The organism is Solilutibacter tolerans (genome assembly GCF_900155935.1).
GTDB lineage: Bacteria > Pseudomonadota > Gammaproteobacteria > Xanthomonadales > Xanthomonadaceae > Solilutibacter > Solilutibacter tolerans.
Window position 1 is genome coordinate 116887 of the sequence record NZ_FTLW01000004.1, and the last position, 19349, is coordinate 136235.

At 60.4% G+C, this 19349-nt stretch carries 15 protein-coding genes; 9 read left to right on the forward strand and 6 right to left on the reverse strand.

Translation table 11 applies throughout. The features are described from left to right. Window positions 1-20 precede the first annotated feature (20 nt). The 5 genes from BW989_RS08965 to BW989_RS08985 all read left to right on the forward strand — a co-directional run bounded on the left by BW989_RS08965 (window position 21) and on the right by BW989_RS08985 (window position 6373). A complete protein-coding gene (locus BW989_RS08965) occupies window positions 21-1490 on the forward strand; it encodes a bifunctional ADP-dependent NAD(P)H-hydrate dehydratase/NAD(P)H-hydrate epimerase (RefSeq protein ID WP_076587496.1) in 1470 nt (489 codons plus the stop codon). Continuing rightward, on the forward strand, window positions 1487-1957 hold the full coding sequence (gene tsaE / locus BW989_RS08970) for a tRNA (adenosine(37)-N6)-threonylcarbamoyltransferase complex ATPase subunit type 1 TsaE (protein ID WP_076587941.1): 471 nt from the start codon (window positions 1487-1489) through the stop codon (window positions 1955-1957). Before BW989_RS08965 ends, tsaE begins: the two co-directional genes overlap by 4 nt. A gap of 76 nt (window positions 1958-2033) precedes the next feature. Then, window positions 2034-3497 carry an N-acetylmuramoyl-L-alanine amidase gene (locus BW989_RS08975; protein ID WP_076587943.1) on the forward strand — a complete coding sequence of 488 codons (1464 nt, stop codon included), beginning with the start codon at window positions 2034-2036 and terminating at the stop codon, window positions 3495-3497. Window positions 3498-3541: 44 nt separating this feature from the next. Next, entirely contained in the window at window positions 3542-5362 is a 1821-nt protein-coding gene (gene mutL / locus BW989_RS08980) for a DNA mismatch repair endonuclease MutL (RefSeq protein ID WP_076587498.1), read from the forward strand. Window positions 5363-5422: 60 nt separating this feature from the next. Continuing rightward, on the forward strand, window positions 5423-6373 hold the full coding sequence (locus tag BW989_RS08985; protein WP_129582883.1) for a TraB/GumN family protein: 951 nt from the start codon (window positions 5423-5425) through the stop codon (window positions 6371-6373). Between the two features lie 2 nt (window positions 6374-6375). On the opposite strand, the gene rnfB is transcribed toward BW989_RS08985, so the two are convergent. Next, a complete protein-coding gene (gene rnfB, locus BW989_RS08990) occupies window positions 6376-6810 on the reverse strand; it encodes an Rnf electron transport complex subunit RnfB (protein WP_076587945.1) in 435 nt (144 codons plus the stop codon). Window positions 6811-6840: 30 nt separating this feature from the next. Next, a complete protein-coding gene (gene metG, locus BW989_RS08995) occupies window positions 6841-8889 on the reverse strand; it encodes a methionine--tRNA ligase (RefSeq protein ID WP_076587502.1) in 2049 nt (682 codons plus the stop codon). A gap of 71 nt (window positions 8890-8960) precedes the next feature. Between metG and BW989_RS09000 the strand changes: the two genes are divergently transcribed. Beyond that, the gene (locus BW989_RS09000; RefSeq protein ID WP_076587504.1) at window positions 8961-10544 is read left to right on the forward strand and encodes a tetratricopeptide repeat-containing sulfotransferase family protein; all 1584 of its coding nucleotides are present in this window, start codon (window positions 8961-8963) and stop codon (window positions 10542-10544) included. Window positions 10545-10640: 96 nt separating this feature from the next. On the opposite strand, the gene BW989_RS09005 is transcribed toward BW989_RS09000, so the two are convergent. From BW989_RS09005 to BW989_RS12605, 4 genes are all read right to left on the reverse strand, one after another. Further along, window positions 10641-13481: a TonB-dependent receptor plug domain-containing protein gene (locus BW989_RS09005; RefSeq protein ID WP_083688443.1), complete on the reverse strand. Its 2841-nt coding sequence runs from the start codon at window positions 13479-13481 to the stop codon at window positions 10641-10643. Window positions 13482-13765: 284 nt separating this feature from the next. Next, window positions 13766-14203 (reverse strand): DUF2147 domain-containing protein, encoded by a 438-nt coding sequence (locus BW989_RS09010; RefSeq protein ID WP_076587506.1) that lies wholly within the window; start codon window positions 14201-14203, stop codon window positions 13766-13768. Between the two features lie 255 nt (window positions 14204-14458). Further along, window positions 14459-17413, reverse strand: coding sequence for a TonB-dependent receptor domain-containing protein (locus tag BW989_RS09015; RefSeq protein WP_165688579.1), 2955 nt, complete (start codon window positions 17411-17413; stop codon window positions 14459-14461). A 147-nt stretch (window positions 17414-17560) separates the two neighbouring features. After that, window positions 17561-17725: a hypothetical protein gene (locus BW989_RS12605; RefSeq protein WP_165688577.1), complete on the reverse strand. Its 165-nt coding sequence runs from the start codon at window positions 17723-17725 to the stop codon at window positions 17561-17563. Between BW989_RS12605 and apbC the strand changes: the two genes are divergently transcribed. Genes apbC through BW989_RS09030 form a run of 3 tightly spaced genes read left to right on the forward strand, consistent with a single transcriptional unit; the run spans window position 17678 to window position 19342 of the window. Continuing rightward, window positions 17678-18520: an iron-sulfur cluster carrier protein ApbC gene (gene apbC / locus BW989_RS09020; protein ID WP_076587508.1), complete on the forward strand. Its 843-nt coding sequence runs from the start codon at window positions 17678-17680 to the stop codon at window positions 18518-18520. The two genes, BW989_RS12605 and apbC, sit on opposite strands and share 48 nt — an antisense overlap. A gap of 48 nt (window positions 18521-18568) precedes the next feature. Beyond that, window positions 18569-19141 carry a dCTP deaminase gene (gene dcd / locus BW989_RS09025; RefSeq protein ID WP_076587510.1) on the forward strand — a complete coding sequence of 191 codons (573 nt, stop codon included), beginning with the start codon at window positions 18569-18571 and terminating at the stop codon, window positions 19139-19141. Between the two features lie 9 nt (window positions 19142-19150). After that, window positions 19151-19342, forward strand: coding sequence for a hypothetical protein (locus BW989_RS09030; RefSeq protein ID WP_076587512.1), 192 nt, complete (start codon window positions 19151-19153; stop codon window positions 19340-19342). The last annotated feature ends 7 nt before the right edge of the window (window positions 19343-19349 follow it).

Consider the following 19349-nt stretch of genomic DNA (forward strand, 5'->3'; position numbering starts at 1 on the left):
GGGAAGTATAGAATCGCCGCATGCCCAGGCCCTTCGCGCTCTACATCAGCACCGCGTTGCGCGAAGTCGAAAAGCGCGCCATGGGTGTTGCCGGCATCGACGAGGACAGTTTGATGCGCCGTGCTGGGCAGGCGGCGTGGCGGCAGCTGTTGCACACGTGGCCGCAGGCACAGCGCATCCTGGTCTTGTGCGGGCCTGGCAATAACGGTGGTGATGGTTGGGTGCTGGCCCAACATGCGTTGGATGCCGGTCGCCAAGTCCGGGTCTTGATGCCTGCCGATGAGTTGCCACGCACCCCACTGGCGCAAAAAATGGCCGATGCCTATCGCAAGGCGGGCGGCGCCGTCGATGTATTCGATGGTGGACTGCCAGATGCCGATGTCATCGTCGATGCGCTGTTCGGGATCGGTTGCCATCGCGCGCCGGTAGGGCGCATGGCTTTGTTTGTCGATGCGGTGAATGCCTCGCTGCTCCCTGTTCTCGCGCTGGACGTGCCGAGCGGGGTGGATGCCGATACGGGCCACGTGCCCGGCATGGCGATCAACGCGATGCATACGATTCAATTTATCGCTGCGCATGCGGGGCTTGCGACCGGCGCTGCATTGGATCATGTCGGCTCACTCTCACTGAGCGGACTGGATGTGCCCGATGAATGCTTCGACGGGCTGGATGCGGCCGCCGAAGCGCTTGCGCGACCAGAGTTGACGCCGCGTCTGCGTGATTCGCACAAAGGGCGGCATGGCCACGTGCTCGCCATCGGCGGCGATCACGGCATGGGTGGCGCGATCATCCTGACCAGCCAAGCGGCATTGCGCGCCGGGGCAGGGCTCGTCAGTGTCGCGACACGGAGTGAACATGTACCGGTGTTGATGGCGCGGCGGCCCGAGGCGATGGCGCATGCCGTGGAGGATGCAGCGTCCCTGGATGCATTGCTGCGACGTGCCGATGCACTCGCGCTTGGTCCCGGGTTGGGGCAAGCTGATTGGGGGCGTGTCTTGTTCGATGCCGCGACATGCGCCGACAAGCCATCTGTTATCGATGCCGATGCGCTCAACATCCTCGTGGATTCTCCCAGGCCATTGCCTGCGGCCGTGCTTACACCGCACCCTGGAGAAGCCGCGCGCCTGCTGGGCACCGACAAGAACACCGTGCAGTCAGATCGCTATACGGCGGCGCGCCAATTGGCGGACAAATTTGATTGCGTGGTGGTGCTCAAAGGCGCGGGATCGTTGATTGCTGCCCCGGGGCGAACCACCAGGGTTTGCATGCTGGGCAATCCCGGCATGGCAGGCGGCGGCATGGGCGATGCGTTGACCGGCATCATCGCCACCTTGCTCGCGCAAGGGCATGCTCCCTTCGATGCCGCTTCGATCGGCGTCTGGCTGCATGCAAGGGCAGGCGATCGAGCGGCCGAACGAGGGGAAATCGGCATGCTGGCCAGCGACCTGATCGCCGAATTGCCTGCAACCATCGCAGAATGCACGGCATGATCTTTGAACGCTTCCTTCCCGATCCTGTCGCCACCGATACATTGGCGGCGGAATTCGCCCGTGCACGTCCAGCTTCCGCCATGGTCCACCTGCATGGGGATCTGGGCGCTGGCAAATCGAGCTTCGCCCGCGCCTTCCTGCGCGCGCTCGGTGTGACCGGCGCGATTCGCAGCCCGACCTACACCCTGGTCGAGCGCTACCCGTTGCCCGATGGCCGGGAGGCGCTGCATCTGGACCTGTATCGAATCGGCGACCCGGGCGAACTGGAATTCCTGGGCATCGAGCCTGAACTGACGGCGTTATGGCTGATCGAATGGCCCGAGCGTGGGACAGGGGCGTTGCCGAGCCCGGATTTGCACATCGCATTGGCCATCGAAGGTGAGGGCAGGCATCTGCAAGCCATCGCGAAAACCCTGGCCGGGGAGGCCTGGCTAGGTCGTTTGCGGGCTGAAACCTCGGAAAGCTGAGAGGAAGTTAACCGATGTATCGGATTATTAAAGAAAAATGGTTGAATTGATGGGCGCTGGATGGTTGAATCCGAGCATGCGCACACGGGGACTGCGGTTGGAACAGGCGATGCTGGGGCTGATGCTCCTGCTCGCGCTGTGCTGGAATCTGGCCGAGGCCCGCGAGGTCAAATCGGTCCAGTTACGCGACACCGCGACCGGCACGCGGGCAGAAATCGCCTTGGATAGTCGTGCCGAATTCCGTGTTATCCCCCTCAGCAACCCGGACCGCTTGGTGCTGGACGTGCTGGATACGGGGCTATCGCCCAAGGTGCGCGTCCCGGCCAGCAGCGGTATCGTCAAAGCCGTCCGTACCGGCACGCCCGAGCCTGGCATCACCCGCATCGTCTTCGATCTGGCTGCACCCGTCGCGGTGATCGGACCCAATCTAGAATGGCGAGAGGGGCAGGCCGTCCTCGTCCTGCAATGGCCGGGGGATGGCAAGCCAGTCGCCACCGAGACCCCAGCTCCGCCCATCGCCCCAAATCCAGCGCCGCCCAAACCTGACCCCGCGCCGCCATCCAACAGTCCTGCGGACATCCTCGCAGCCAAGTCGACGCCGGATGCCATGCCCACGGTGAAACAAGGCAGCGGCACCGTTGCCACCGGTGTCCCGACCCGGGTGGCGACGGGCGAGCCTGTGCGGACAGAGATTGCAAAGCAGCCGGTCGCAGCGCCTCCCGCTCCGGCCGAAGCCAACCCGGTCCAAAGCACGCAAGACGTGGCGCGCAATGCCAAGCTGCGTCAACTGGTGATCGCCATTGATGCTGGTCATGGCGGGCAGGACACCGGTGCCATCGGCGCCAGCGGTACGCGCGAGAAGGACATCACCCTGCAAGTCGCCCGCGAACTGGCCAAGCAAGTGAATGCCATGCCGGGGATGAAGGCTTATCTCACTCGTGACGCGGATTTCTTCATTCCGCTGGATCAGCGCTACAAGAAGGCGCGTGCGGCGAAGGCCGATGTCTTCGTGTCCATCCACGCCGATGCCTTCACCAATCCGCAGGCGAATGGCTCATCGGTATTCGTGCTGTCGCAACGCGGGGCGTCCTCGCAGGCTGCGCGCTGGCTGGCCAATCAGGAAAACGCGGCTGATCTCGTCGGCGGCGTGAAGCTGAAGGACAAAAGCGACACCTTGGCATCCGTGCTGCTTGACCTCTCGCAGAGCGCCACCCAGCGCGCGTCCGAGGCTATCGCCAAGGATGTGCTTGGCGGCCTTGCTCGCATCGGCAAGACCCACAAGCGCGACATCGAGCGCGCTAACTTCGTGGTGCTGCGTTCGCCCGATGTGCCTTCCATGCTGGTCGAAACCGCCTTCATCAGCAATCCCGATGAAGAACGCCGCCTGAAAGACCCGGCCTACCAGCGCCAACTGGCGCGTGCGGTGCTTGACGGCATCGACCGTTATTTCAGTCGCCTGCCGCCGCCAGGCACTTGGTATGCGGCCAAGCGCAGCGGCAGCTTGGGCTCATCTGACGGCAGCGCCGACGCCGCACCCTGAAAGAGGCGCGGGTATCATCGACAGCCCCCATCCGTGCTGTCGCCGTGACCGAAACCCGCATCCGCCTGTTGCCCGAAACTCTCGCCAACCAGATTGCCGCAGGCGAGGTGGTCGAGCGACCGGCGTCAGTCGTCAAGGAGCTGGTCGAGAACGCGCTGGATGCGGGCGCAGGACGCGTTGACATCGATCTTGAAGAAGGCGGCGCGCGGCTGATTCGCGTACGTGACGATGGCGGCGGTATCGCGCCAGAAGAGCTCGCACTTGCGGTGCAGCGCCATGCCACCAGCAAGATCGCCACATTGGATGACCTGGAAGCGGTGGCCACACTTGGCTTTCGCGGTGAGGCGTTGCCGTCGATCGCATCAGTCAGCCGCTTCCGCATCCTCTCCAAGCGCGCCCATGACCCACATGGCCACGCATTGGAAGTCGAAGGTGGTCGTGTGGACAAACCCGTGCCTGTAGCGCACGGCGAGGGCACCACGGTCGAAGTGCGTGACCTGTTCTTCAATGTACCCGCGCGCAAAAAATTCATGCGCGCCGAACGCACTGAGCTTGGTCATATCGAAGAATGGCTGCGTTCACTCGCACTGGCGCGCCCTGATGTGGAGCTGCGCCTCGGCCACAACGGAAAGGCTACGCGTCGTTATCGCGGTGGCCAAGATGCATTGATCGCGGATGATCGCTTGTTGCAGACACTGGGCGAAGAATTCACCCGCAACGCTCTGGCCGTCGGTCACGAGGCCGCCGGTCTGGCCCTGCGTGGCTGGATCGCGCAACCGGCGTACAACCGCCCCAGCGCCGACCAGCAATACCTGTACGTGAACGGCCGTTCTGTGCGCGATCGCAGCATCGCCCATGCGGTCAAGATGGCGTATGCGGATGTGCTCTTCCATGGACGCCAGCCGGCCTACGTCTTGTTCCTAGAGCTTGATCCGCGCCGTGTCGATGTCAATGTGCACCCGGCCAAGCACGAGGTGCGTTTCCGCGATGCGCGACTGGTGCATGACTTTGTCTACCGCACGCTCAAAGATGCGTTGGCCCAAACGCGTGCGGGCGTGACCGCGACGCCCAACATGGGCGGTGGGAATGTCACTCCGATGTCGCATCCCGAAGCCGGATCCAGCATGCCATTCGGTCACTATCCGCGTCCGCAAACACCGCTGGGACTGCACGTGGCTGATGCGCCAGCGGCGTATGCATCGCTGTATGGCAATGGCGGATCTGCCTCATCATCGCCAATGACGTCGTCTGCACCCCAAGCGCGGCCGGAAGATGGCGACATCCCGCCACTCGGTTACGCCATCGCGCAATTGCATGGCATCCACATCCTGGCAGAGAACGCCGAGGGTCTGGTGGTCGTGGACATGCATGCCGCCCACGAACGCATCAATTACGAAAAGCTGAAAACCGCCTTCGATGGCGAAGGCCTGCGCCTGCAGCCGTTGCTGGTGCCCATCCCTGTGGCGGTGTCCTTGCGCGAAGCCGAACTGGTCGAGCGCGAAGGCGATGCCCTGCAGCAGTTGGGCTTCGAGGTCGTTCGCAGTGGCGAGCAATCCTTGCTGCTGCGTGCCGTGCCGGCCCTGCTTGCACAAGGTGACCCACAGGCCCTGCTGCGCGACGTATTGGCCGATCTCGTCGAGCATGGCCATAGCCCGCGCGTGGCCGAAGCGCGCGACGAACTGCTTTCCACCATGGCTTGCCACGGCAGCGTTCGGGCCAATCGTCGGCTCAGCATTCCGGAGATGAATGCCTTGCTGCGCGAGATGGAAGCTACTGAGCGTTCCGCACAATGCAACCACGGCCGCCCAACTTGGGCGCGCTTTTCTCTGGCCGAGATCGATCGCTGGTTCCTGCGCGGGCGTTGATGCGGCGTTCGCGCCAATCTGCCTAAAATGGCGGCGTCACCCATCGATACGGATTTTCGAATGTTGAAGACGCTTGCCATTGCTCTCGCTCTGGGGCTTGCCAGCCCCGCACTTGTTGCCAAACAGCCGGCTGCCAACACCGCGCCGGTGCCGCTGCTATGGAAAGCGTGCGATGCAGACAATTGTCTGTATCTGCTGGGAAGCTTCCATCTGCTGAAATCGACCGACTACCCCCTGTCGAAGGATGTCGATGCGGCATTTGCCGATGCCGAGAAACTGGTATTCGAGATTCCGCCGCAGGAAATGGAATCGCCGGAATTGCAGCAGACCATGCTGATGGCCGCGATGCGCCGTGACGGCAGCCAGCTCAGGAGCGAATTGACCGCGGAGCAAAACGCCAAGCTCGATGCGTGGCTGAAGAAGAACGAAGCGGCATTGGCCAAACAGGGCGTTGCCCCGGCCATGTTCCAGATGTTCAAGCCTTGGTTCGCAAGCCTGATGGTCACAATGACCGGCATGACTGAGTTAGGCATGCAGCCAGAGCTTGGCCTGGATCGCCATTTCATGGGCAATGCCAACAAGATCGGGAAGTCGGTCAGTGGGCTGGAAACGGGTGCAGGGCAGATTGAATTGCTTGCCGGCATGACAGCGGAAGAGCAGCGGCAAATGCTCGAAGAATCGTTGGATTCTGTCAGTGGTGGTGGCATCGAGACCAAAAAGCTTCACGAAGCCTGGCGTCGCGGCGACGTTGACGCACTCTTGAACGGCACCATCGTCGAGATGAAAAAAGAATATCCGCGGCTTTACAAAGCGATCAATGTGGATCGCAACGATGCCTGGGTGCCGAAACTCGAGCAGCGTTTGAAGGCAGCGAACACGGATGACCATCTGGTGGTGGTCGGCGCGATGCACCTGCTTGGCAGCGACGGCGTAGTCGAGAAGCTGCGTGCCAAGGGCTATAAGGTCGATCGCGTCTGTTCGGCCTGCACCGCCAAGCCCAACAAGAAATAACTTTAGCTGACGGCAGGCTGCATCACGATGCAATCGACCGGGCAGGGCGGGATGCACAACTCGCAGCCCGTGCACAGCGACGCGATGACCGAGTGCATGAGTTTGGAGGCACCGATGATCGCGTCCACGGGACAGGCTTGGATGCACTTCGTGCAGCCGATGCAATCGTCCTCCACAATCAGCGCGGCGATGGCAGGCAGGTGTTCACCACGCGTACGGTCGAAAGGCTTGGGATCGACATCCAGCAATTTCGCCAAGGCGCGTGCACCTGCATCACCACCGGGTGGGCAATGGTCGATGTCGGCTTCGCCGCGTGCCAAGGCCTCTGCATAAGGCCGGCAACCTTCATAGCCGCATTGGCCGCACTGGGTTTGTGGCAGTAGACGATCGATGCGTTCAACGAGTGAGGCTGCCGTGGCGGATGCCTGCGCGTGCATGCTCATGCGATCACCACCATGATGTCGTCCTCAGCGAACCGGCATGCCGGCTTGTGCACCATCATCGGCATCCAGGAGCGCCAACGCACCGCCGTCGAAACCGGCTGACAAAATCATCCCTTCACTCACGCCGAAGCGCATCTTGCGCGGGGCCAGGTTGGCGATGAATACCACGCTGCGGCCGATCAGTTGTTCCGGCGCGGCATAGCTGGCACGGATGCCGGAAAAGATCTGTCGCTGGCCCAGGTCACCGGCATCCAGCAAGAAGCGCAGCAACTTGTCAGAGCCCTCCACGAGACCGCATTCGATTACCTTGCCGATACGAAGATCAAGCTTGGCGAAATCATCAATGCCGATGAATTCAGCCGGTGATTCCTTGGGCGCGGCAACTGCCGCTGCAGGTTTCGCGGCATCGAGTGTGGGCTTCAGGGTTTCCTTGCTGGCGTCGGTCATGGCGTCGATATGTTTCGGGTCGATTCGGGTGAACAAAGGTTGGTAGGCATTGATGCGATGGGCGAGCAGCGGCGCATCGCAATCACCCCATGTCGAGAGCGGGGCCGCGGTGAATTCCGCCACGCGCGCCGCAGTTGCGGGCAACACGGGTGCCAGCGCGAGTGCGAGCACGCGGAACAGATTCAGGCCTTGCGTGCAGACGGCCTGCAATTGGACATCGCTGCCTTCTTGCTTGGCAATTACCCACGGCTTTTTTTCATCGATGTATTTATTGGCTTCGTCCGCCATCGCCATCGCCAGGCGAAGCACTTGCGCGGCATCGTTCGCGGCATAGGCGCAGCGGATTGCTGCAAGTTGTTCGATGAAACGCGCGTACATCGCCGGCTCTGGCAGTGCATCGGCCAACATTCCGCCGAAACGTTTGTCTATGAAACCAGCACAACGGCTGGCCAGGTTGACGAACTTGCCAACGATGTCACTGTTTACGCGGCTGACGAAATCAGCCAGGTTGAGATCGAGATCATCCACACCGCCCGAGGTCTTGGCCGCGAAGTAATAACGCAAGGCTTCTGGCGCGAGACCTTGGTCAAGGTAGGTGCGCGCCATGACGAAGGTGCCGCGCGACTTGGACATCTTTGCGCCATCAACAGTCAGATAGCCGTTGACATGCAGTCGTGTCGGTGCGCGCATACCCGCGCCGTGCAGCGTGGACGGCCAGAACAGTCCATGGAAGTTGACGATGTCCTTGCCGATGAAGTGATGCATTTCCGCCGAGCTGTCAGGCTTAAGGAAGGCATCGAAGTCGTAGCCCTCTCGCTCGCACAGCGCCTGGAAGCTGGAGAGATAGCCGATCGGTGCATCCAGCCAGACGTAGAAATACTTGCCGGGTGCGCCCGGAATCTCGAAACCGAAGTAAGGCGCATCGCGCGAGATGTCCCAGGCGCGCAGGCCACCATCGCCATCCAGCCATTCCGCCAATTTCGCCTTCACGCCCGGCACGGCGACATCACCCTGCAACCATTCACGCAGGAAATCTTCGAACTGGCCCAGCTCGAAAAAGTAATGCTCGGAGTCTCGTAACACGGGCGTTGCGCCGGACACCACCGACTTCGGTTCCTTTAGCTCAGTGGGTGCATAGGTGGCGCCGCAGACTTCGCAGTTGTCGCCGTATTGGTCGGGTGACCCGCAATTGGGGCAAATACCTTTGACATAACGGTCGGGCAAGAACATGCCGCGTTCGGGGTCATACAGTTGCGACACCGTGCGTTGGCCTATGTGGCCGTTCGCCTTGAGCTTGCCGTAGATCGACTCGGTCAGGGCGCGGTTGCGCACGGAGTTGGTCGAATCGTAGTGATCGAAGGCGACATGGAAGGCAGCGAAATCGGCTTCGTGCCCGGCCTGGATCGTGGCGATGAAGGCTTCGGGTGTCGTGCCTGCCTTTTCCGCGGCCAGCATGATCGGCGTGCCATGGGTATCGTCGGCGCACACGAAGTGCGTCGTATAGCCCTCCATTCGGCGCGCGCGCACCCAGACATCCGCCTGGATGTAGCCGACCAGATGGCCGAGGTGCAATGGCCCATTGGCGTAGGGCAGGGCGCAGGTGACGAGGGCTTGGCGTTGTTGCATAGGTGTTTGATCCAGATATGTGTTGATTATCGCACGCGTATGCGTATCGACCGCGCTGCTAGCATGGTGGCATGAAGCCGAATTTTGATCCCAGATCGCTCTACCAATCCGCTGTTCATGCGCTCAATAAAGGGCAGTGGCCACAGGCCTTCGACATGGGCAAGCAGTTGCTTGCCGTTGTGCCGACACATGGGGGCGTCCACTTTGTCATGGGGGTGTCTGCGTTGCAGATGCAACGAATGCCCGAGGCGATGGCCCACCTGCGCGAGGCCACGCGCCTCAGCCCGCAGCGTGCGGACTATGCTGCACAGTATGCGAGAGCCCTTGCTCAGACCCGGCAGACTCGGCAAGCCGTAGAAATGGCGGACAAGGCCGTTGCTGCAGGACCGGCGGATCCTTTGACGCTCGACACCCTGGGTGTCATTTTTTCGCAAGGTAACGAAAACAAGAAGGCATCCGAGCTGTTCAAGAAGGCGGCCGAGATGGTGCCGGGCAGTGCGAGTTACCGATTCAACCACGCGACATCACTGACCTTCATCGGCGAGTTGGATGAGGCCGAGCGTGAGTACGAGGCCTGTCTCGCTATTGACCCGGGCTACTGGAAGGCCCATCTGGCGCTGGCGCAGTTAAAGAAGCAGTCGGCTGACAGCAATCATTTGGAACGCTTGCGTTCGTTGCTCAGTGATTCTGGCGGCCGCGATCAGCCTCGGATGTATTTGAACTTGGCGATGGCCAAGGAACTGGAGGATATGGGGGATTATCCAGCTGCTTTCGCTCACCTAGTCGAGGGCAAGAAGGCGGGTGGTGAAACGAGGGGGTACAAGTCAGCGGACGATCAAGCCATATTTGATGCGATTGCCCGAGCCTTTCCCGAGCCGGTGCAGGTGTCGGGCGGCTATGACAGCGAAGAGCCTATTTTCATCATCGGGTTGCCGAGATCGGGGACGACCTTGGTCGACCGAATGCTGTCGAGTCATCCGGATGTTCACTCCGCTGGGGAGTTGCAGGATTTTGGCATCGTGTTGAAGCGTGCATCGGGTAGTCGGACCCGTCACCTGCTGGACGTGGATACGGTAGAAAAGGCGGCTGGGTGTGATTGGCAGAGGGTGGGCGAAGCCTACATCCATGCCACGCGCCCCAACACCGGCCACACGCCACGCTTCATCGACAAGCTGCCGCACAATTTTCTCTATGCGGGCTTCATCGCCAAGGCGTTGCCGAACGCCAAAATCGTTTGCCTGCGGCGTAACCCCATGGATAGTTGCTTGGGTAATTTTCGCCAACTCTTCGCGCAGACATCGCCTTACTACGATTATTCGTTCGACATTGAGAATTGCGGACGCTATTGGCTGATGTTCGACCGGCTGATGCGCCATTGGGCGCAGGTCTTGCCGGGCAGGATCCTGCAAGTGAATTATGAAGACATCGTGGCGGATCAAACCGCAGCGCTCAACGCGGTTCTTGAGCACTGCGGGCTTCCATGGAATGACGCCTGCTTGGCGTTCCAGGACAATGCGGCGCCGGTCGCCACGGCCAGTGCGGTGCAGGTGCGCGAGCCGCTCAACAATCGTTCGATTGGACGCTGGCGTCGGTATGATAACGAATTGATGCCCCTGCGTCGTCTACTGGAGGATGCGGGCGTCGCTATCGACTGACGGCCTGCCAGGGGCCGTTGTTGCTTGTGACTGACTCAGCCACCGATGCACAAAAAAACCCCCGCCGAAGCGGGGGTTTTTCCTGCAGAAGCCGAATTACTCCGACTTGCCGAAGTTCCAACGTGCTTCCAGGTAGTAAGCACGGCCGTACGGGCTGAAGTTGCTGCCGTTGTACGGAGCGCCCGAGGAACCCGGGTAGCTGCGTACATCCATGTCGGGCATCTTGTTGGTCAGGTTGTTGACCATGAAAGACAGCTCGAAGTCCTCGGTGACGTCGAAACCGAGGCTGGCGTTGTACGTGGTGTACGACGACAGCTGGCCGGCACCGGCGAAAGCGTAGCCGGTCGGGCTCAGCTGTGCGCGGTAGTTCGGCGTCGGGCCGATGTGATTGGCATACACGGTGCTGGAGAAACGGTTCCACTTCCAGCCCAGCGATGCGTTGGCACGGTACTTCGGATCCGAGCTGTAGTACGGATCGTTCAGCAGGTCGACTTCCGGATCCGTCGGATAGGTTTGTGCCACGTGCTTCAAGTTCTTCGTCCAATTGGCGTTGAAGAACAAGTCGCCATAGCCCCCCAGCGGCTGCTGGTAGTTCATGGCCACGTTCACGGCTTCCAGGTCACGGCGAGCCACGTTGATCTTGTTGACGAAGATCGACTGGATGGTGCCGGCACTGCCGCGCACCACTTGCGACAACGCGGCCACGCAGGTGCCCGAGTTGATATCGAGCTGGCCGGTGCGGCAGAACATCTCGTCACGCATCAACTGATCGACGCTCTGCTGCGCCACTTCGTCTTCGATCTGCCAGTTCAGATAATCGGCGCTGATCGAGAAACGACCGGTCGGGGCAAACACCACGCCCGCGGTCCATGCCTTGGCATTGATCGGCTCCAGTTCCGGGTTGCCGGCCTGCTGGCCAAAGTACTGCACGTTGGAGAAGCGGGCAGGGCAACCATCGGTATTGCCCGGCTCAAAGCCAAGCAGTTGACAGTTGTAGTAGTCAGTAGTGGTGCTGTAGAAGCCGCTCACGCCCTGGAACTGGTCAGCCAAGCTCGGCGAACGGAATGCGGTGCCGTACTTGCCGCGTACCAGTAAGGACTGGATGGGGCGGTATTCGAACGCGAGGCTGTAGGTCGGCTTCGACAGTTCGTTGCCGGCGGCGCGATAGCCGTCGTAACGGGCCGAGGCCGAGATGGTCAGCGGCTCCCACACCGGCAGGCGCAGCTCACCAACCACGGCATAACGCGAACGATCACCTTGGCCGCTGACCGCCGTGGTGCCCCAGATTTCGCCATTCAACAGACGCGCGTCAGGATTGTATTCCCAACCCTGCGTGCCGACTTCGGCGCCCACGGCGATACCTGCATCACCACCCGGCAGCTGGAACAGCGAGCCATTGGTGAACATGGCGCGGATCATGTTGTCGTAGGTCTTGCTCTTGGAGACCGTTTCACCCATGAAGCTGTAGAACTCTTGCGGCGTCAGCATCTGGTAGAACGCAGCGTAGTCCGGAGTAAAGATCGGGTAGGCACCGTAGTACGGGTCCCAACCCAGCTGGTCGCCAAGCACGCGGTCCTGGAAGAAGTCATTGATCGGATCGGCCAGACGGGCGAGGTCCTTCTCGTCCAGACGGTATTCGGTGCGCGAGACGCCGATGTCGTAGTCCCAGTTGGATTCCGAACCCATCGTGCCACGGAATCCGACGTTCAGGTGATAGGAGCGGCTCTTGTTTTCCGCCATGCTGTTTTCCCAGTCACCCATGTCTTCCGGGGTGAAGGCGCGCTGGAGGTTCAGGAAGTCGTCCAGGTTCGGATCGTAGTAGTAACCCCATTTGACGCCCGTGCCCCACCAGGTATAGCTCGAACCAATGTGGTACTTGACCTTTTCGCTGCTCAGCAGGACATCGGTGTAGAACTGGTTGTTCTCATCTATGTCATAAGTCGTGTTGACATAGAGCTGCACACCGTCCTTGCTGTTCTTCAGGGTGCGGTAACCCGGCGTGTACATCGAGCCGCAGTAATTTTCGTCACCAAAGCCGGGACGGGTCTGCATGTCCACCGTGCCGCCGAAGCCGGAAGACACATTGGCGCAATTCGCCGGGTCCAGGAACTTGTAGCTGGTGAACGGGCTGTAGACCAGCCAGTCACGGCTGGCGAGCGGAGCCGCGCCGTTGTAGCCATTGGTGTTGAACTGCTTGGTCAGGTCGCGGTCGTAGGCCCAGATCGGGTCCGACTTCTCGGCCTGCACACCAACCAGGACGTTCAACTTGTCGTCGGCGCTGCTGAAGCTGTCGGCGACGCTGGCGCGATAGCTCTTGCCGCCGCCTTCGTCGTACCAGCCATAGCGTGCGCTGACGATGGTGCCGTCGACGCGCTTCTTCAGGATGATGTTGACCACGCCGGCGATCGCGTCGGAGCCGTACAGCGACGAAGCGCCGCCCGGCAGGATTTCAATGCGCTCGACCAGGTCGATCGGCACGCCGCTGATGTTGTTGAACACGTCGCTGCCGTTGTACAGCGCCGGGTAGTTCGCCATCGGGCGACCATCGATCAGATACTTCACATAGCCGGCCGGCAGGCCGAACATGCTCATCGTCTCTGCGCCCTGGGTGAAGGAGGCAGATGACTGGTTGTTCTGCACGCCACCGGTGGAGAAGGAAGATTCCTTCAGGACGTCAGCAACCGTGGACAGGCCGCGGCTCTTGATGTCCTCGGCCGTGATGACCGTCACCGGGGTGGAGGTTTCGATCTCGCTTTGCGGGATCAGTGAGCCCGTGACGACGACGCGATCCAGCTGCTTGTTCGCCTGCGAAGTGTTTTGGGGGGTTGCGTTTGCGTCGGCCTGCGCGGCGGTTTGCTCCTGGGCAAATGCGGTCGATGCAGTCAGGCTTGCAGCAAGTGCTAATGCCAATCGCGTATATCGTGGGGTCTTACTCATTGCAGTTCATCTCCTAGACAGTCACGCATAGCAGTTCGTTCAGTCGGATATGAACCGAACGCAACTGTCTCGGGAGCGTAACACTTTCCTAACGAGGGTCTGCCTATTCAGAAATATGAAATCAAAAAATCGATTAAAAAAATCAACAAGCAATGATTGTGGATAGCTCGCTTGCTGCGCGTCCATGCGGAATTTGGTGCGCTTGGCCATGACATGGCATGAAAAAGCCCCGCCTGTCGAGAGGCGGGGCTTAGATGCAGCGATCCCTGCTTGATGTATTCAGATCAATTGCGGACCCAGGTTTGCTCACGGCAAATGAAAGCAACGCAGCCTGACATGCCCAGCTTCTTTCCGCCGTCCTTGACTTCAAGCTTGGACTTGTAGGACTTTCCTTTGGCTGGATCCAAGACAGTGCCGCCTGCCCACTTGCCGGCCCCATCCGGGCGCAAGCCCCACAAGATGGTCATGCCTTTTACGGGCTTGTCTTTGTTGGCACCTTTGCAGTTGTTGCAGGTCGGGTTCGGGCCGCGATCGGAACTGAGGACTTCGATGACGCGGCCCTGCAGCGTGCCATTACTGGCCTGAGTGATTTCAACGATAGATTTGGCTTTGCCGGTTTCGTCGTCGATGGTCTTCCATTTGCCGACGGGCGACTGCTGTGCCGAGGCCAGTATCGGCATTGCGGCCAAAGCGACGGCGACGGCAAATAACGTCTTGCGCATGTGTATCTCCTGATGATGGGCTCCCCCGGTGGCCACTGCCATCGGATAGGCCCGTTATATCCCATCCGCAGGCGAACGGTGAAAGCTGCGATGCAGCAATTCAGGGGAGATTGAGCGGGTGATGGCGGGAATTAAGCTGCTGGGGGAGGGCTTGTTCAGATAGAGCGCTCTTCGCTTGGCTGTTGGTGTCGCTTTCAATCGCTACAAAAGAAAAACCCAGCATGCGCCGGGTCTTTCCTTGCTTCTTCAGCGCGATCAGAACTTGTACGTTAGGTCTGCACCGAACTGTCTGCCGATGGCGCCGGTCTGATAGCTACGCCAAAAATAGGGATAGCTGTCATAGGTGTCATCACGTGGTGGACGGGCACCAAACAGGTTGGAGACTTGCAAACCGATCTGCAGTTTTTCTGTGATCCTCTTGCTGATGCTGCCATTCCAGACGATGAAGGGCCCGATGCGCGCATCCTCCGCCCAGTTCGGGAGTGAGCCCAAACGATAGCCGCCCAAGTAGGTGCTCCAACCGTTCTTGCTCCAGCTCATGCTCCAGTTGGCGCGGCTGCGGAAATCGAAGTACTGCTTGTGGATGCGTCGATCAAGCACTGTGCTCCCCGGGAACTCCTGGTCGCGCAGTTTGGTCACGATGGTGTGGCTTGCACTTAAGGCGAAATCACCCCAGCCGGTGCTGAAGCGATAGTTCCATGCAGTATCGACACCTGCGGTTTCGGAGAACGATTGGTTGTACGGATAGACCGAGAATGTGTTGATTCGCTGCTCGGCGTCAGGATTGCGCTCGATGATCGACAGGAATTCCCGGCATTGCGGCGAATTGGCATCGACCGGTGCTCCGTCTTCGGTCTGACCCAGGCGGCAGTCAGCCTCGGTGCGCAGCATGTAGACACTGCTGAGGTAGGCCACTTTGCCCTTCAGCTCGATGTTGTAGTAATCGACGGAGATCGACATGCCATCCATCATGTCCCACACGAAACCCGTGGTGAAGGATTTGCCCTTCTCGGGGCCGAGTTTCTGGCTGCCTTCGCGCAGGCCGAACACCTGGTAGGCGTAGGCGCTAAGGTTCGGGTTGGCTGTGCTCGAGCACGGATTGCCTTCGCCCGAGGTCGGCGTCAGACCATCACGACGGCAACGATAGTAGTCGACCACGCTGTAGTAACCACCGGACTCCTGCGCGAACACATAGGCCATGTCCGGCGCGCGATAGCTGGTGGCGTAGTTGCCACGCAAGAGCAGGTTGCTGAACGGGCGGAACTCCAGGCCAGCCGACCACGTGTTGGCCGATTCCGCCATGCCGTCGATGTCATCATGACGACCGGCCAAGCTCATGTTGAGCTTGCTAAAAATCGGGATGCTGAACTCTACGCCCGCAGCCCAGCGATCACGCTTGCCTTCGCCGCGGGTGCTGGTCAGGCCCATTGCCTTGTCATAGCCGGTGTAGTCCGTGGTGGTGCGGATATCGGGCCTGTTTTCATACTCCTGGCTGCCCCATTCCAATACACCTGCTACGCCAACCGGGCCGGCGGGCAGGTCGAACAGCTCGCCACCGACGGTCAAGTTGACTTGCGTGCTTTGTGAATCACCGGTCGTCACTAAATCATCGGCAAAAGAGCGATAGATCTGCGGCGTGATGGGCGACAGCCAGCGTTTGAGGTACGCCTCGTTGTAATTCGGGAAGTACGGATACACGTTGTATACGCCTGCGGGTGCCCGCTGCGGCTGGCCACCGAAGAAGTAGTCGTAGAAGGGGCCGGTCAAGATCCACGGACGCTTGCCTTCATACTTGAAGCGCGAATGAGCAACACCAATATCCCAATCAAACTTGTCGTTCCAGATGGTGCCGCGCAGACCAGTGGCGACATTGAAAGACTTCTCATCGTGCAGGATGCGCTGTGGCGAACCGATTTCATCCGGCGTCAGGTAGCGCAAGTGATAGATAAGGCCTAGAGGGCTGGTCGAATAGCCGCCGGAGGGCTGCAAGAAGCGCGTGCTACTGGCGGTCATGCTGCTGAGCTCAGTGCCCAGGAACTGCCCATACAACTGCATCCCGTTATCGAAGTCATAGGTGCCTGAAACGAAGGCGCCTAAACGGTCGTACTTGTTCTGGATGGTCTGCGTTGCAGGCTGACCGAAATAACCACACTGGTTGGGCCGGTTGTTGTTGATGCTTGCCGACGAATTAAAGGGCTCGAAGACCCCGAACATACCGCAGTTGTGTTGCAGGGCAGCAAGGCCAGCGCCGGTAGCCTCGGCCGGAGCGGAGGGGACTAGGTTGCCGTTGGCGTCGATCCAGTAGTTCGCGGTGGCTGGTACGCCCGGCAGGCCCGGCCGCGTCGACGAGCGCGCGTAACGATAGGCGCGAATGCCCGTGGCCGGATTGTTCACGAACTCTTCGCGGCCTTCGAAAGCCGGGTTATCGTAATACGAGTCCATGAAATCGCGCTGGCTGGCCATGATCGGCTTGCGATAGAAATAATCGGCGCCATAAGTGACCGACCAATTGTCGCCACTGCGGCCGCCTGTCCATTGCAGGGTGAAATTGCCGCCGCCGCCTTCTAGTGTGGTGCCGCCTTTGATGCGGAACTGATCGCCTTCGTAATTTTCCTTGGTGATGATGTTAACCACGCCAGCGACTGCGTCGGAGCCATAGATGGCCGATGCGCCGCCCGACAGGATTTCGATGCGCTCAACCGCGCCTGACGGAATGCTGCTAGTGCTGACGGCATTCGATGCGCCGCGATACGAAAGAGGGTAATCCGCCATGCGGCGGCCGTTGACCAGGACCAGGGTGTAGCCCGGACCCATCGCGCGCAGGTTGATGAAGGAGCCGTTCGGCGTCCATCCACCGGAGGTCATGTCATTGTCCACGTCACCCGTGTTTTGGGTGAGGGTGTTTAGGACTTCGTGAATCGTGTTGAGGCCTGTGGCCTGGATTTCTTCCGCCGTAATGACGGTGACAGGCGCAGGCCCTTCGATATCGGCGCGTTTGATGCGTGAGCCAGTCACGGTCACCTTGTCGATGGTCTTTTTCGAAGGCGGGCTTTGGCCGGTGCTGGATGCTTCGGTCTGTGTCGCCTCACTGGTTTCGTCAGGAGCTTTGGTGTCTTGCGCCATCGCCCCGCCGACGGGTGCAAGCAAAGCAGTGGCGAGTGCAAGTGTCAGTGTCTTGCGGCTTGGACGCGCGTTGTTTCGGATAGCCATCGATTCTCCCCAGAAAACAGCCATTGAATTCCCCTTGAAATTTTGTTTTCACACACCGGCTGACCGCAAAGCCGACCTTGGCCGGAATCTGAAATTAACAACAAAATAAGCTCTGCGTCATGCTTTTTTTCATGATTCGACAAGTTCTCATTCGGGCTGGATTGTTTGCATGAATGGGGCAGTGGCTAAATGAAAAGAAGCTTCAATAAACCTTGCGATTTCTGCCGGCGTTAAACTTGCTGCCCGATAACGATCCTTCTCGCCATGCCCAGACTTGATTCCCACGCTGTCCAACGTGATCTGCCGCTGCATCCGGGGATCCGCAATGTCATCGTCGTGGGGTCTGGAAAAGGCGGGGTGGGGAAGTCGACGACGGCGGTGAATCTCGCTGCGGCGCTAATGCAGTCGGGGCTCAGCGTTGGCGTGCTTGATGCGGATATCTACGGCCCCAGCATCCCGGCGATGCTCGGCATTGAGGGCAAGCCGGACAGCCCTGACGGCAAGACAATCGAGCCGATGCGCGGCCATGGCCTTGAGGCGATGTCAATCGGCGTCCTTGTCGATCAGGACACGCCGATGATCTGGCGCGGTCCGATGGCGACCTCCGCCCTGATGCAGCTTTTCAATGACACCCGCTGGGGTGACCTCGACATCCTCATCATCGACCTGCCGCCGGGCACGGGCGACATCCAGCTCACCCTGTCGCAGAAGATCCCGGTCGCGGGCGCGGTCGTGGTGACGACCCCGCAGGACATCGCCACGCTCGATGCCAGCAAGGCGGTCAAGATGTTCGAGAAGGTCGAGGTGCCGGTGCTGGGCCTGATCGAAAACATGGCCGTCCATGTCTGCACGAATTGCGGCCATGCCGAACACGTGTTTGGCGAGGGCGGCGGCGAGCGAATGGCCGCGCGCTACGGCGTGCCGATGCTGGGCGCGCTGCCGCTCGACATCCGCATCCGCGAGCGTGGCGATGGCGGCGTGCCCGTCGTGGTGGCCGAGCCCGACTCCGCCGTGGCTGAGGCCTATCGCGCGGCCGCCCAGCACCTGCTGGAGGCGCTCGCCAGGCGCCCGCGCGCGCCAATGTCCATCGCTGCCTCGTTGGTCTGAGGCCGCCAGCCTTTACAATCGCGCTTCACCACCACATCCGGGATATCGATGAGCATCAAGAGCGACCGCTGGATCCGCCGCATGGCCGAGGAAAAAGCCATGATCGAGCCGTTCGAGGCCGGGCAGGTCAAGCAAGTCAACGGCGAGCGCATCGTCAGCTACGGCACCTCCAGCTACGGCTACGACGTGCGCTGCGCGCGCGAGTTCAAGGTGTTCACCAACATCAACTCGACCATCGTCGATCCCAAGCATTTCGACGAGGGCAGCTTCGTCGACATCGAATCCGATGTCTGCATCATCCCGCCCAACAGCTTCGCGCTGGCCCGCACGGTGGAGTATTTCCGCATCCCGCGCGACACGCTGGTGGTGTGCCTGGGCAAGAGCACGTATGCGCGATGCGGCATCATCGTCAATGTCACACCGCTGGAACCCGAGTGGGAAGGCCACGTGACGTTGGAGTTCTCCAACACCACGCCGTTGCCGGCGCGCATCTATGCGAACGAGGGCGTTGCGCAGATGCTGTTCTTCCAGTCTGATGCAGATGATGTCTGCGAGACCAGTTACCGCGACCGCGGCGGTAAGTATCAAGGTCAGGTCGGCGTCACGCTGCCTAAGACCTGAGAGATGGCGATGGACCCCAACAACGTTGGCCGCAGTTTCCGCGAAAGCCCGTGGCGTTACAGCCAGTTCGTCATCGTCGGTCTGATCCTCGCCATGCTGGTGCGATGGTTGGCCGATGCCGACTGGCTGGTTTCACTCGCCATCGGCACGGTGGGCGGGATCGGATATTTTTTGCTCGAAAAGAAGCGCGGCGTTATCTGAGCTGCGT